The organism is Pseudomonas sp. P1_F7, assembly GCF_056405655.1.
Genome location: NZ_JBFUBR010000017.1, coordinates 177,941 through 192,025, shown reverse-complemented (window position 1 = coordinate 192,025; position 14,085 = coordinate 177,941). Strand labels below are relative to the sequence as shown.

Genomic DNA, 14,085 nt, shown 5'->3' with positions numbered 1-14,085 from the left:
ACCACACAAAAACCCTGTGGAAAAAACCCTGTGGGAGCGAGCTTGCTCGCGATGAGGCCATTACATTCAGCATTGATGTTGAATGAAAGTCCGCCATCGCGAGCAAGCTCGCTCCCACAGGGTCTGCTCCCTGCTGCACAAGGAAAGCATCATGAATGACATTGTCGAATCGACCGGCAACAGCCCTGCCAAAGTAGAAATCGGCACCAAACTGCGCGGTGCGGAAAAGGTCGCGCGGATTCCGGTAAAGATCATTCCCACGGATGAATTCCCGCGCAAACCCGACTGGATTCGCGTGCGCATGCCGATCTCTCCCGAGGTCGACCGGATCAAGCAGCTGTTGCGCAAGCACAAGCTGCACAGCGTTTGCGAAGAAGCCTCGTGCCCGAACCTCGGTGAATGTTTTTCCGGTGGCACGGCGACCTTCATGATCATGGGCGACATCTGCACCCGTCGCTGCCCGTTCTGCGATGTCGGCCATGGCCGGCCCAAGCCGCTGGACGCCAACGAGCCGATGAACCTGGCCGTGGCCATTGCCGAGCTACGCCTGAAGTACGTGGTGATCACCTCGGTGGACCGCGACGATTTGCGCGATGGCGGCGCCCAACACTTTGTCGATTGCCTGCGCGAGATCCGCAAGCTGTCGCCCGGCATTCAACTGGAAACCCTGGTGCCGGACTATCGCGGACGCATGGACGTGGCCCTGGCGATCACCGCCAATGAGCCCCCGGATGTGTTCAACCACAACCTGGAAACCGTACCGCGCCTGTACAAGGCCGCGCGGCCGGGTTCGGACTTCGAGTGGTCGCTGGACTTGCTGCAAAAGTTCAAGCAAGCGGTGCCGCAGGTGCCGACCAAATCCGGCCTGATGCTGGGCCTTGGCGAAACCGATGAGGAAGTTATCGAGGTCATGCAGCGCATGCGCGAGCACGACATTGACATGCTGACCCTCGGCCAATACCTGCAACCCTCGCGCAGTCACTTGCCGGTGCAGCGTTTCGTGCATCCGGACACCTTTGCCTGGTTCGCCGAGGAAGGCACGCGCATGGGTTTCAAGAACGTGGCGTCCGGGCCGCTGGTGCGTTCGTCCTATCACGCCGATCAACAACTTCATGGAGGTACGGACGGTTTCAAGCCATGATGGAATGACTGGTCATGCATGGAGCCGTTTCCGATGTTTCGTTCACCCTGTCTGTTGTTGCTGTGCCTGAGCCTTGCCACGCCGTGCATGGCCGACGAGTCGAAACCCGGGCACATGGTGTATGTGCGCAGCGTCGACCCGGGCATCGCGCAGGACATCCGCTACGCCAGCGCGCACAATTTCACCGGGCACCCGCTCGACGGCTACCAGGCCGCAGAGTGTCTGTTGTCGGCAGACGCGGCCAAGGCCCTGGCCCGGGTGCAAACGGCCCTCAAGGCCGAAGGCTACGGCTTGAAAGTATTCGACTGCTATCGACCCAAGCGTGCAGTGGCCGACATGGGCCGCTTCGCCACCGAACCCGGCGACCCGCTCAAGACCGAGTTCTATCCACGGGTCGACAAGCAGGACTTCTGGCACCTGGGTTATGTGGCCCGGGTGTCCAATCATTCCCGGGGCAACACCGTCGACCTGACGATGACCGGCTCCGACGCCCTGCCCGCCGACACCTGGACGCCTTCGGTCACGCCAGTGGATTGCACCGCCCCGTACGGCCAGCGCTGGCACGACGGCGCCCTCGACATGGGTACCGGTTTCGATTGCTTCGATGAGCGGGCCCACACCGACTCGGCGCTGATTAACGCCACGGCCAAAGCCAATCGCCAGCGCCTGACCAGTGCCATGGCCAAGGAAGGCTTCGTGGGTTATTCGGCCGAGTGGTGGCACTTCACGTATAGCGGGAATGCGCAGAAGCCGGACGTCATGGATTTCCCCATCACGCCGCTTGTGCCATGAACATTCTGCTCAAGACCCTGTTGGTGGCGTTTTTTCCGCTGGCCGCAATGGCCCAGGGACTCGACGGCCGCGACCAACTGATCGTGGTCACCAGTAAAAACTGGGATGACATCCAGGGCACTGCCCAGCGCTATGAGCGGCACGGGCAGACTTTGCAGAAATTCGAAGCGCCCTTTGCAGTGGTGCTCGGCAAGAACGGCATGGGCTGGGGCAAGGGGCTGCTCGATATCGGGCAACCTGAAGGGCCGGTCAAACAGGAAGGCGACGGCAAGGCCCCGGCTGGAATGTTCAAACTGGGCACAGCGTTTGGCTACGAGCCTTCCACCGAAACCCGCCTGCCTTATCTGGCGTTGACGCCGACCATCGAATGCGTGGATGACAGCCAGTCGGTGCGCTACAACGAATTGGTCGACGGTTCGGTCATTGCAAAAGACTGGACCAGTTCCGAACGCATGCGCCGCAGCGATGATTTGTACCGCCAAGGCATTTTTATCCAGCACAACACCCCGGCCACTCCCGCCGTTGGCTCATGCATTTTCTTCCACATCTGGCGCGGCCCCACGGCACCGACCCGTGGCTGTACGGCCATGGATCCGGCGGATATCGCGCGGCTGTTCAACTGGCTGGACCCGGGCAAATCCCCGGTGCTGGTGCAACTGCCTGAAGCGCAGTACGAGCAGTTGCGTGAGCGATGGAAGCTTCCCGAACGTTGATCAGGTGCAACACCAAACCTGTGGCAAGCTCCCTCGCCACAAGAACTCGGTGCTCTGACGGGCATCAACCCCGCTCAACCACCACGCCACTCATCGACGGCTTGGCCAGCGCGTAATAGATCACACCCGGCACCAACAACCCGACAATCCACGAAATATCCACGCCGCCCAGTTGCGCAACCATCGGCCCGGAGTAGAAATGGGTGTCGACAAAGGGCAGTTGGATCAACACACCGATCACGTACACGCTGATCCCCAGCACGTTCCAGCGACCGTAGCGCCCGTTCGGGTCGGACAGCGCCGGAATGTCGTAACGCTCCTTGTTGATGAAGTAGTAATCCACCAGGTTGATCGCGCTCCACGGGGTGAAGAACGTCAGCAAAAACAGGATGAAGTACTTGAACGAGTTGAGGAACGAGTACTGCCCCAGCACTGCCAGCGCGGTGGACGCCGCGACGATCAGCAGCACAAACAGCATGCGCTGGCGGGCGGTGATTTCCAGGCGACGACGAAAGCCACTGATGATGGTGGCGATGCACATGAAACTGCCATAGGCGTTGAGGGTGGACACCGTGACCTTGCCGAACACAATGCTCAGGTACAGCAAGGACGCAATCACACCGCTACTGCCCAGGCCGACAATGGTCGCCACTTCGTGCCCACGGAAATTGGCCCCGGCCAGTGCGGCGGCGAACACCCCCAGCACCATCGAAGTCTGAGCCCCCAGCACTGTGCCGAGGCCCACGGCGGTGAAGGTTTTCCAGGACGAAGTCTTGCTCGGCAGATAACGCGAGTAGTCCGCCACGTAGGGGCCGAAGGCGATCTGCCAGGATGCCGAAAGCGAAACCGCCAGCAGGAAGGTGCTCCAGGCAAAATGACGATTATCGAGCAGCAGGCCGATGTCGTTGAGGGTCACCAACCGGGTGAACAGGTAGGCGAAGGCGATGATGCCCAGCACGCTGGCCACCCGCCCGACCAGGTGAATCACCCGATAACCGAAGATCGTCAGGAACGCGATGCACGCCGCGAAAATCAGGATGCCGGTGCTGTCGCTGACACTGATCAACTGCGCAATCGCCTGCCCCGACAAGACCGCGCCGGTGGCGCTGAAACCCAGGTACATCAGGCACACCAAAACAATCGGGATCGCCGCGCCATACACCCCGAACTGCACGCGACTGGAGATCATCTGCGGTAAGCCGAGCTTCGGCCCTTGCGCCGCGTGCAGCGCCACCACGGCACCGCCGAGCACCTGCCCGATCAGCAAGCCGATCAGCGACCAGAACACATCGCCGCCCAGCACCACGGCCAGGGCACCGGTGACGATGGCGGTGATTTGCAGGTTGGCGCCGAGCCACAGGGTGAACTGGCTGTAGAGACTGCCGTGTCGCTCAGCCTCGGGAATGAAATCGATCGAGCGGGTCTCGATCAGGGGACTGCGTTGCGCACTCATGACGGTGTTTCCTTTGTGAAACTGTTTTTGTTGTCAGGGACGGGATTTAAAAGGTCTTGGTGGCGCTGGCTACAACTGTCGCCGAACAGAGGTCGTCATAACCGTACCAACTGCTGCACTCGCTTTTCGACAAGTCGGTGTCGACGTAGCTCAGCCCCCAGGTCACGCCGACGAAGTCGCGGGTCAGCTTGGCTTCCCACTCGTAGTAAGACTCACGGCTATCGCCATTGGCGGACCAGAACGCGGGGTCATTCACATCGTTGCGCCCAAAGCGCAGGTCCAGGCCGACTTCGGCCGGCAAATCGATTTTGTAGCCCACGTAGGTGTAAAGGGTGTCCTGGTCCTCGCCGAAGAAGTTCGGCGTGTCCTTGGAGTAATAGGCACCCAGCTTCACGCCGTACAGGTCGAGAACGGCGTACGCCTCGCTGAGGTTGAATTCGGAATTTTTCGGGTAGTCGTACTTGATGTAGCCCAGGTCCAGGCTGATGGCGTCCGTCGCCTGCCAGTAGTAACCGGCGTAGTACTCACGCTCCTGGCGGGTGTCGAAGCCGCCGCCAAAATCGACGTTGGAGGTCCAGGCGCCGATGTACAGGCCGCTGCTGTGCAGCAGCGTTGCGCCGCCCTGTACCGCCGGATCGCCCAGGGTCTGCGAGATGCCCCGGGTGCGGTAGTCGCTGACGACGCCCAGGGTCATCTCCAGGCTGAAGTCATCGTTGAGTGTCAGGGCCTGGCTGGTCAGAGGGATCAATGCCAGTGTCGCGAGGGTCAATGCTGAAAGTGCGTTCATACAGTTCTCTTGTTGTTATGGCGTACGGGGAATTTCAGGCATGGCGATGCCAGGCCCCTCGCGCTACGAGGGGCTGGCTGGTTTTTTGCGTGTGTTGGGTGTTCGCAGGTCAGGATGCGGGGGCGTAGACCTGCTTGCCGGCGAAGAAGGTGTTCAGGACTTTGGTTTCGAACAGGTCGTCATCGCTGACCTTGAACACATCGCGGTCGAGGATGATCAGGTCGGCCTGCTTGCCCGGTGCCAGCGAACCGATCTGCTGCTCCAGGCGCAGGGTTTTCGCCGCGTTGATGGTATAGGCGTAGAACATGGTCTGGCGGTCGATGCTTTCCTTGGCATTGAGTACGCCCAACGGACCTTTGCGCGTGCTGGCCTGGGCAATGGCGTTGAACGGATTAGCGCTCGACACCGGCCAGTCGCTGCCACCGGCAATCGTCGCGCCGGCGTTATGCAGGGATCGCGCGGGATACTGGTAACCGTAGGCAAAGGCGCTGATGTAGGGTTTGACCAGTTCGACGGTGTAGGACTCGCCGGTGGCCCACAGCAGTTGCATCGAGGCGATCACGCCCAGTTGCTTGAAGCGCGGAAACTCCTTGGGGTTGACCAGTTGCAGGTGCGCGATGCTGTGGGGTACAGGCGTCGGGCTGATCTTGCGCGCATACGCCACGCCATTGAGCGCTTCACGCACCGCGCGGTCGCCGACGGCGTGCATGTGCACGATCCAGCCGCGTTTTTCCGCCGCCACCACCAGTTCGCCGAAATGCGCCGGGTCGGTCAGCAGTTGACCGTCCTTGTGGCTGTTCTTGTACGGCACCACGACCGCCGCTGTTTGCCCGGGGAATTCGAGAATACCGTCGACAAACACCTTGACGCCGGGGAACGTCAGGTTAGGCACACCCTCGAATTGCTTCATCACCGTGGCGATCACTTCCAGGTCGGCGGGTTTGCTCTTCGGGTTGGTGACCATCAACGCGGCGACGTGGGCACTGAGTTCGCCGTTCTGCGCCAGCTCCTTGTACAGCGGCAGCACGCCGACACTTTCCGCGGTGGCATGGAAATCGAACAGCGAATCTTCACTGCCGCCGTTCGCCGCCGCATCCATCCAGGCGGTGACGCCGTATTGATTGTTGATCTTCACCGCCTCGCGAGCAGCCTTGAGCATGGCCTCCGGGCTGGGCGCCGGAATACCGTTGCGCACCACGTCCCAGCGGGATTCGGCAAAGTAGCCGTTAGGGGTGAAGTCCGCTTCATGGCCAATGTAGCCGCGTTCTTTTTCCGGCAGACTTTTCACCAGCGCCGCGTCGATGTTCAAGCGCTTGAGCATCGCGTTGTTGGCCCAACCGGTGTGGCCGTCGATGCCGCTGAAGACGATGGGCTGATCGGCCCAGCGTCCCTGGTTGAACACCTTGCCCAGTTCACGACTCTTCTCCCAGTAGGCCGAACTGACCCCGGCCACGCTGATCACATCACCGGACCGGGCACGTCCGGCCTTGTCTTCTTCGATCAACCATTGCTCCAGTTCCGGCAAGGGTTTGACCTCGTCCAGCAGGTTGGCCTTCATGCTGTCGAAAGCGCCCGAGACCGGGTGGCTGTGGGTGTCGATCATGCCCGGCATCAACACTTTGCCCGCCAGGTCGATGCGCTGGGTCTTGGCATCGGCCAGGGCATTGATTTCGGCATCGCTGCCCACTTTCAGAATCTTGCCGTCTTGCACCGCAACAGCCTGCACCAGCGCCTGGCCGGGTTCAGCGGTAAAGACCTTGCCGTTGAACAACACCAGGTCGGCGGCGGCCATCGCCTGCACCGACGACAAGGCCAGCGCGGCGGCCAACAGGTTTGGAATCAATCGCATCGGAACGCTCTCTCGTTATTATTGGGCGGATCGGGAAGTGACGGTCTGGGCGACAGCCTGTGGCGCCAGCCCGAGGAACGGCGCCCTGGCCCACACGACCTTGCCGCCGACCAGCGTCAGCAGCACGTCATTGCGGCCCAACTCCTCCTCGGGCACCTGCATGAAGTTCTTGTCGAGCACGATCAGGTCAGCGAACTTGCCGACTTCGACCGAACCCAGCACCGCGTCCAGCTTCAACTGCTCGGCGGAACTGAGGGTGATGCTGCGCAGCACTTCGGCTCGCGACAGCGCCGGATCGGCATTGAGTCGCCCGGCATACTTCGGACCATAGCTGTGCGGATTGGTGGGGTCGCCGGAACGGGTGACACCGACTTTCAGCGCCAGGAACTCATCGAGGGGATCGACCGGCCAATCGCTGCCAAATGCCACTCGACCGCCGGCATGGGCGATGCTGCCCGAGGGCTCCATGCGTTCGAATCGCTCGGCGCCAAGGTGATCACTGGTGCCATCGACCGTGGACGGTGCCTGCTGAGCCCACTGGAACGACATGGTGGCCGTGACGTCCAGTGCCTTGAAACGCGAATAGTCGGCAGGATCGACTGACTCGGCGTGCGCGATGGCCGGGCGGAAATCAGTACCGGGCAGTTCCTTGCGCACATAGGCGACGCTGTCCAGTGCATCGCGTACCGCGCGCTCGCCGGTGGCGTGCAGGTGCGGATCGAAACCGGCCTTGACCGCTTGCAGCAACAACGGATTGAGCACTTGCGGCGGGAAATACAGTTCGCCCAGGTTCTTGCCCGGCGTCCACTTCGGCGCCTGGTCGGTGCCGCTGTTGTGCAGGTATGGGGTCAACATGGCGCCGGTGTCCGCCGGGGCATTGATGATGCCGTCCATGAACAGTTTGACGTGGCGCATGTTCACGCCCGGCGCGACATGCACTTCGCCCTGGTCATAGGTGCTGGCCAGGGCCTTGGCCTCGGCGATGGTTTTCACCGGGTCGACGGCAGCGGCGGCCGGGTCCAGTTTGATCGCCAGCAAGGCCCGGGCGGTCAACTCGCCGGACTTTTGCAGGCTGGTGAAGGCTTTACCGTTTTCCGGGCCGGACAGCGCATCCATGAAGCTGGTGATGCCTTGCTGGCGCATGGCGTCGAGAGCTGCGCGAACCTGATTGAGTTTTTCCGCGTCGGTGGCAGGCGGTACCACGGCGGCCAACGATTCGGCGGCGCCGTCTTCGCAGATGCCGTTCGGGTTGCCGGCGCTGTCGCGGCGGTATTTGCCGTCTTCCGGGTCGGCGGTGTTCTTGTTGATGCCGGCCAGTTCCAGGCCGCGAGAGTTGGTCAGCACGGTGTGGAAGTCGGTGGAGCGCACCTGGATCGGGCGCTTGGTCTTGAGCGCGTCCAGGGTCGATTTGTCGGCGTCGCCGTCGAGCCCGGTCATGCCCATGCGGTCCCAGCTGCCGACTTCGAGCCAGACGTCCGGGCCCTTGTCCTTGTCGGCATCGAGGCAAGCCTGGATGCTCGCCTGAAACTGCGCGCGGGTCATGGTCTGGTATTTCAGGTCGCACAAGGTCATGGCCCGACCGCCATCCCCCGGGTGCATGTGCGCATCGACGAAGCCCGGCATCAGCATGCGCCCGGCCAGGTCGATCAGTTGTGTTTGCTTGCCGATGTAACCGTCGACCCCGGCATCGCTGCCGACATAGACGATCTTGCCCCCCGCAATGGCAATGGCCTGCTGCACGGAGTTCTGGCCATCGACGGTGTAGACGTAGCCATTGCGCATGACCGTGTCGGCGGGTGTCGCCGCCAACGCCATACCGGAAAATGCCGTCGTCGCCGCAACGGCGACAAAAAGCCTGGAAAGTCTCAAATGCCTCACCCCTGTTCTTATTGTTTTGAAGCGGCCCGAAGCGACTGCGCAAGCCCCCGATAGACAGGGCCTACCCTATAGGGCGCAGCGTTCGAATGGACCTCTGCAAATGAGGAGGGGTAAGGCAAATAATTGAAACGGCTGGGATTAATCCCGGCGCACGGACTCCGCCAGCGCACCCGGCGAACGCAGGACGGAGCCCAGCTCCACCTTGCTTTTCACACCGAGCTGCAGGTAGCAGTTACGCAAATAGGTGCGCACGGTCGCGGGGCTCAGGACGAGGATTTTGGCGATTTCCTTGTAGGAGTGGCCAGCGGCGAACAGCATCGCTGCGGTGCGTTCCCGTGGTGCCAGGCCATCCCCGCCTGATGGCGCGTCGAGGGAGAGGATGACGTGTTCGGCGTTGGGGCTGAGGGTCAGGGCGCAGCGGCCCAGGCGGATCACGCAGGGGGCTTTCGATAATTGCGCAATGGCTTCGACCGGCAGTGTCGAACCGCTCCAGCCGGGTAACTCGCGCTGAATCGCGGCACACAGGCGGGCGCCCACATAGAGCAGACTGCCATCCATGCGCGCGACGCCAAAATCACTCGCGCCGTTTTCGCTATCGAAGCGGATCATGTCCTGCACCTGAAACCGCCACAGCTGGAAAAGGTGATCGCAGAACGCCGAAAACAGCTCGGCTTCGTTCTCCTCGAACGCCTGTTCATCCAGGCCACGGTAGAGACAGACGAAAAACATCAAGCCGCTTTCGGGCAGCTCAAAGGTGATGCTCATCAAATGGTAGAGATCGTAGCGCCGGGCGAAAGCGTTGACCTCCTCGCAAGGGTCATTGAAACCCTCGTCGCGCACCACCTCACCGGGACGATTGAGCGTGGCGTGGGAGAACTGATCGTTTGCCGCCACCGGATGCCATTCGGCGGCAAAGGATTCGGGGAGATTGATGCTGCCGTGCATCCAGCTTTGAAGGGGCACATCAGGACCTGGCGTAGACATTTCGCCCCACCAGGCAGACGCGAAGGGCACCAGTTGACCGAATGCCTGCAGGCCATCGGCGATGAATCGCGACGCCCCGCTCTCCCGCGCCAGCCGGCCAAGGTGCAATACGCAATGATTGAACGCCTTGAGCGTGACCATCGTCGCGTCACCGTCGACTCTATTTCCCTCCCCCATCATTGCGATCCCGTTCACTGCATGGCCTTTGGTTTCGACGATGCCATAGGCCCGTGACGGGCGTCCAGCAGGCAATGACATCAACGGTTACAAAGTGCTGTTCAACCCATACAACTGCGGCCTGCGGTCCTGATGCAGGTCATTGCGCGCACTGATGCGCTTGTTGCGCGCCTCGGCGAGGTTCAGGGTGGCCAGCAACATCTGCTCACCGCCCTGCTCCGCCGGCCCGGCCAACGGATAGCCGTCAGCATCGACGATGACCGAGCCCTGGACCCAGCCGACACCGCGTTCATGGCCATAACGATCGCATGCCGCGATGAACATGCGGTTCACCGAGGCATTGGCCTGCACCCGCAGCACTTCGGCCGGGCGTTCGGTCTGTGGTCGCGGACCGTCGGGCCAATTGACCGGCGCACACAGCAGATCGGCCCCGGCCAGCGCCGCAAGACGCACCCACTCAGGGAATTCCAGGTCGTAGCAGATCAGCATGCCGAGCCGTCCATGCACCGTTTCGACCACAGGCGGTTGCACATCGCCGGCCGTGAAGATGTCCTTCTCGGCATCCCACAGATGCGCCTTGCGATACACCGCGCGCAGGCCATTGGCGTCGATCATCGCCGCGCTGTTAGCCAGCTCATCACCGGGCAGGCGCTCGCAGAATCCGCCGACGATCACCAGATTCAGCTCTCGGGCCAGGGCCTGCCAAAGCTGCAATATCGGGCCATCAGTGGTTTCCGCCAGCGACAGCGCCTCAAAGCGGTCGGCAAACAGATAGCCGCTCTGCACCAGCTCGGGCAACACGATGATTTGCGCGCCCTGAAAGGCTGCCTGGCGAATCGCCCGCTCGGTGAGCGTGCGATTGTGGGCCAGGTCACCTATTTTCGGCGCCAGCTGGCAACAGGCGACCACGGTATTTTTTACACTGCTCAACGTCCTGCCTCCGCAGATGAATGGGTCATGGCGACGATGTCGCTTTCAGTCAGCGCGTCGATCACCCGGCGTTCGGCGGCCAGATCAATCGAGCGGCTGAGCAGGTAATAGGTCAGCCCCGAGACCACCAGGCCCACCAGCCAGGCGATGTCCACGCCTTCCAGCACCCGCGCCAGTGGACCGACGAAAACCTCTTTGCCGGCGGCGGCATCGAAGATGTAGAAGAACGGCACCATCGCGGCAAAGCCGATCAGGTACGAAACGATGCCGCGAAATTGCCAGGCGCCGTAGATGCCATTTGGCGTGAAGAAATGCGGGATCGCATAACGGCCCTTGCGCACGCAGAAGTAGTCCACCAGGTTGACGGCGGTCCACGGCACCAGGAAGTACAGCAACAACACCAGGAAGGTGTTCAACAGGGCGATACCGTCACCTTTGATCGACAGCACGCAGGTCAACAGGATGGCGCTGATCACACTGATCGACAGCACCCGGGCGCGGGGTGTCGGGGTGATTTTTTTGATTGAGTCGACACCGGTCAGCAGCGTCAGCATGGCGCTGTAGGTGTTGAGGGCGATGATCGGCAGGAAACCCGCCACCGAGACGATCACCAGCAGATTGCCCAGCCCTGGCACCATCGAGGAGCCGACCTGGTTCAACGCCACCAGCGCATCCGCTGCTTTCAGCTCCTGGGCCAGCCAGGCGCCAAGGCCGATCATCCAGCTGCCGGACAACGAGGCGCCGATGAACACCGCCGCGATCAGTTTCGCCCGGCTGGTGTTTTTCGGCAGATAACGGGAATAGTCAGACACGTAGGGTGCATAGGAGATGTTGTAGCTCGCACCGATAGCGAACAGCGTGGCGAAGGCCACCCAGTTGAAGCCCAGGTCGGTCGCCGGCGTGACGCCTTCCTGGCCCGCACCGAACATCAGGGCGATGGTCACCAGTGCGTACAGCGGCAAGGTCGCCAGCAAGGCCCACTTGAAGGCCTTGTGCATCAGGTCGTGGCCGTAGATCGACAACAGCGCGCCGATCAGCACCACCACGACGGCGACGATGGTCGGGTCGATGCCAAACACATGTTCAAGGCCGTTCATGATCAGCGAGATGTTCACCACGTTGAAACCGACGAACACAAACATGGTCGCCATCAAGGCCAGGATCACCCCGCGATAGCCGAACTGGGCGCGGGACTGGATCATCTGCGGCAGGCCCATTTCCGGGCCCTGGGAGCCGTGGAACGCCATGAAGATAGTGCCGAACATGATGCCCAATGCACCCGCCAGCATCGTCCACAACGCCGATAGACCGAGGCTCGGGCCGACAAAGCCGATGGAGATGGTGAAAAAGTGGAAATTGCCCAGGAACCAGAAAGGTCCCTGGCTACTGAGTTTGGCGTGGCGTTCGTTTTCCGGGATGTAGTCGATGGAGTGGCCTTCGATGGCCAACCCGCTGCTCGCCTCGGCGGCGTGCGCAGACACTGGGGAACCTGACATACGATTGTTCCTATGCTGTTGTTTGTTGTTTTTGTGGGTACAGCGCTCGCTACGACGTCCAGATCGGGTGAAACTCCATAAAAAGCTGACGATGATGCAGGCTTCACGGCAATGTAGGGCGTGAGTCCGGGCAATAAAATATCGCAGGCACACTGTTCACATAGATCGGCATCTATGTAAGCGAGAATCGGGAGCCCCCATGCTGGGAACTGTAACGGAGCTGGATCTGCGCCTGATCCGGGTATTTCTGACCGTCGTCGAAGCGGGTGGCATATCGGCGGCGCAAACCGCCCTCAACACCACGCAACCCACGATCAGCGCGCAACTGGCGACGCTGGAAGCCCGGGTCGGTTTCCGCTTGTGCGAACGCGGGCGCGGCGGGTTTTCGGTCACGCCCAAAGGCATTCAGTTCATCGACGCGGCCCGACGCTTGCTGGCGGCGGCCGAGGGTTTTCGGGTCGAGGTGCAGCACATCAACCGCAAAGTCTCGGGCAGTATCAACATCGGTTTGCTGGGGCAAATCGACCCGGTGGCGAACAAGAAAATCGGCCAGGCCATTGCCCGTTTGCGGGCTCGGCACGAGGGGCTGTACTTCCATTTCACCGAGCTGTCGTCGTCGCTGCTGGAAGAAAAAATCATCAACGGCCATATCGACCTGGCCATCGGTTACTTCTGGCATCGCTTGCCCAGCATCGATTATTTCCCGTTGTTCCCGGAAACCCAGATTGCCTACTGCGCGCCCTCGCATCCGCTGTTCGGGCAAGTCGGCGCACTGACCCGCGAAGATGTCAGCGGGTTCGATTGGGTCTGGCCGAGCCATCCGCTGCCGGAAATGCCGGCCCCCACGTCCATCGAGCGCCTGACCGTACTCACCGACAGCATGGACGGCGCGGCCCTGCTGATCCTGTCCGGCCAGCACCTGGGGTTTCTGCCGCAACACTACGCGACCCGCCATGAACAGCTGGGGCAATTACACCCGCTGAACCCGGACCTGTTGCGCTATGAGGTCAGCTTTCATGCGGCGGTAAGGCATTCGGCGCGGCAACGGGATCTGGTGAGCGCGTTCCTGAACGAGTTGATCGAGATTTTCGGAGCGCTGTAGGTCCTGTGGGAGCTGTGGGYCAGCYGACATCAATGCTGGCTGTAATGACGCCATCGCGAGCAAGCTCGCTCCCACAGGGGTTGGTGGGTGTACRCAAGATCYGSGAGCAACCGGGATTACTGTGGGAGCGAGCTTGCTCGCGATAGCGGTGGGYCAGCCGATATCAATGTTGAATGTGCTGGCCTCATCGCGAGCAAGCTCGCTCCCACAGGGAAACAGGGTGGGTTCAGAAGTGGATGTCCTTGGCCGGGACCACATCGATCCGCGCCACGGAACCGGTGAGATGCGCCAGGTCCTTGTTGTGCTCGGCAATGATGTCTTCGGCGCTGAGGTTGCCGTTGTCGACGGTGGAATGCGCGTCGCCCGCCAGCACCACGTCATAGCCCAGTTTCAGCGCCTGACGCACCGTGGCATTGACGCAATAGTCGGTCTGCAGGCCGCAGATGACCAGGCGCTCGAAGTCCTCTTTCGGCAACAGTTTTTGCAGATTGGTCTGGTAGAACGAATCCCCGGTGGTCTTGCGTACACGCAGGTCCTTGGGCGAGGTTTCCAGCCCTTCGGCCAGTTGCCAGCCGGCAGCGTCATGCGCCAGCGGACTGCCTGCTTCTTCGTGCTGGATCAGTACCACGGGCACTCCGGCCTTGCGCGCCCGGGCAGAAAGGTCATTGATGGTGTCGATGACCCGTCCAATCTGGAAGCACTCGTACTCACCGGAACACAAAGCCTGTTGAACGTCGATGATTAACAACGCAGTGATCATGATTTCCTTCCTTGATATGCCGA

General features: G+C 61.4%; 12 protein-coding genes. 4 read left to right on the top strand and 8 right to left on the bottom strand.

Translation table 11 applies throughout. The annotated features are described in order from the left end of the window. Nucleotides 1-151: 151 nt before the first annotated feature. Genes lipA through AC1D1M_RS24550 form a run of 3 tightly spaced genes read left to right on the top strand, consistent with a single transcriptional unit; the run spans nucleotide 152 to nucleotide 2,646 of the window. The gene (gene lipA, locus AC1D1M_RS24560; RefSeq protein WP_477777600.1) at nucleotides 152-1,141 is read left to right on the top strand and encodes a lipoyl synthase; all 990 of its coding nucleotides are present in this window, start codon (nucleotides 152-154) and stop codon (nucleotides 1,139-1,141) included. Between the two features lie 33 nt (nucleotides 1,142-1,174). Continuing rightward, entirely contained in the window at nucleotides 1,175-1,933 is a 759-nt protein-coding gene (locus AC1D1M_RS24555; RefSeq protein ID WP_477777599.1) for a M15 family metallopeptidase, read from the top strand. Next, on the top strand, nucleotides 1,930-2,646 hold the full coding sequence (locus AC1D1M_RS24550) for a L,D-transpeptidase family protein (protein WP_477777598.1): 717 nt from the start codon (nucleotides 1,930-1,932) through the stop codon (nucleotides 2,644-2,646). The genes AC1D1M_RS24555 and AC1D1M_RS24550 overlap by 4 nt, the downstream gene beginning before the upstream one ends. Nucleotides 2,647-2,710: 64 nt before the next feature. Here AC1D1M_RS24550 and AC1D1M_RS24545 read toward each other — a convergent pair whose 3' ends face one another. From AC1D1M_RS24545 to AC1D1M_RS24515, 7 genes are all read right to left on the bottom strand, one after another. Beyond that, on the bottom strand, nucleotides 2,711-4,099 hold the full coding sequence (locus AC1D1M_RS24545) for a purine-cytosine permease family protein (protein WP_477777597.1): 1,389 nt from the start codon (nucleotides 4,097-4,099) through the stop codon (nucleotides 2,711-2,713). 46 nt (nucleotides 4,100-4,145) lie between these two features. Further along, complete coding sequence (locus AC1D1M_RS24540; protein WP_458371049.1) at nucleotides 4,146-4,886, bottom strand: TorF family putative porin; 741 nt, start codon at nucleotides 4,884-4,886, stop codon at nucleotides 4,146-4,148. 109 nt (nucleotides 4,887-4,995) lie between these two features. Next, nucleotides 4,996-6,735 carry an amidohydrolase gene (locus AC1D1M_RS24535; RefSeq protein WP_477777596.1) on the bottom strand — a complete coding sequence of 580 codons (1,740 nt, stop codon included), beginning with the start codon at nucleotides 6,733-6,735 and terminating at the stop codon, nucleotides 4,996-4,998. An 18-nt stretch (nucleotides 6,736-6,753) separates the two neighbouring features. Next, nucleotides 6,754-8,550, bottom strand: a complete 1,797-nt coding sequence (locus AC1D1M_RS24530) for an amidohydrolase (RefSeq protein ID WP_477777666.1) — start codon at nucleotides 8,548-8,550, stop codon at nucleotides 6,754-6,756. Nucleotides 8,551-8,751: 201 nt separating this feature from the next. After that, nucleotides 8,752-9,774, bottom strand: coding sequence for a helix-turn-helix transcriptional regulator (locus AC1D1M_RS24525; protein ID WP_477777665.1), 1,023 nt, complete (start codon nucleotides 9,772-9,774; stop codon nucleotides 8,752-8,754). A gap of 87 nt (nucleotides 9,775-9,861) precedes the next feature. Further along, nucleotides 9,862-10,704: a nitrilase-related carbon-nitrogen hydrolase gene (locus tag AC1D1M_RS24520; RefSeq protein ID WP_477777595.1), complete on the bottom strand. Its 843-nt coding sequence runs from the start codon at nucleotides 10,702-10,704 to the stop codon at nucleotides 9,862-9,864. After that, on the bottom strand, nucleotides 10,701-12,200 hold the full coding sequence (locus AC1D1M_RS24515) for a purine-cytosine permease family protein (protein ID WP_477777594.1): 1,500 nt from the start codon (nucleotides 12,198-12,200) through the stop codon (nucleotides 10,701-10,703). Before AC1D1M_RS24515 ends, AC1D1M_RS24520 begins: the two co-directional genes overlap by 4 nt. Nucleotides 12,201-12,399: 199 nt before the next feature. Between AC1D1M_RS24515 and AC1D1M_RS24510 the strand changes: the two genes are divergently transcribed. Beyond that, the gene (locus tag AC1D1M_RS24510) at nucleotides 12,400-13,302 is read left to right on the top strand and encodes a LysR family transcriptional regulator (RefSeq protein ID WP_477777593.1); all 903 of its coding nucleotides are present in this window, start codon (nucleotides 12,400-12,402) and stop codon (nucleotides 13,300-13,302) included. Nucleotides 13,303-13,528: 226 nt separating this feature from the next. On the opposite strand, the gene AC1D1M_RS24505 is transcribed toward AC1D1M_RS24510, so the two are convergent. After that, entirely contained in the window at nucleotides 13,529-14,062 is a 534-nt protein-coding gene (locus AC1D1M_RS24505) for a cysteine hydrolase family protein (protein ID WP_477777592.1), read from the bottom strand. Nucleotides 14,063-14,085: the final 23 nt, after the last annotated feature.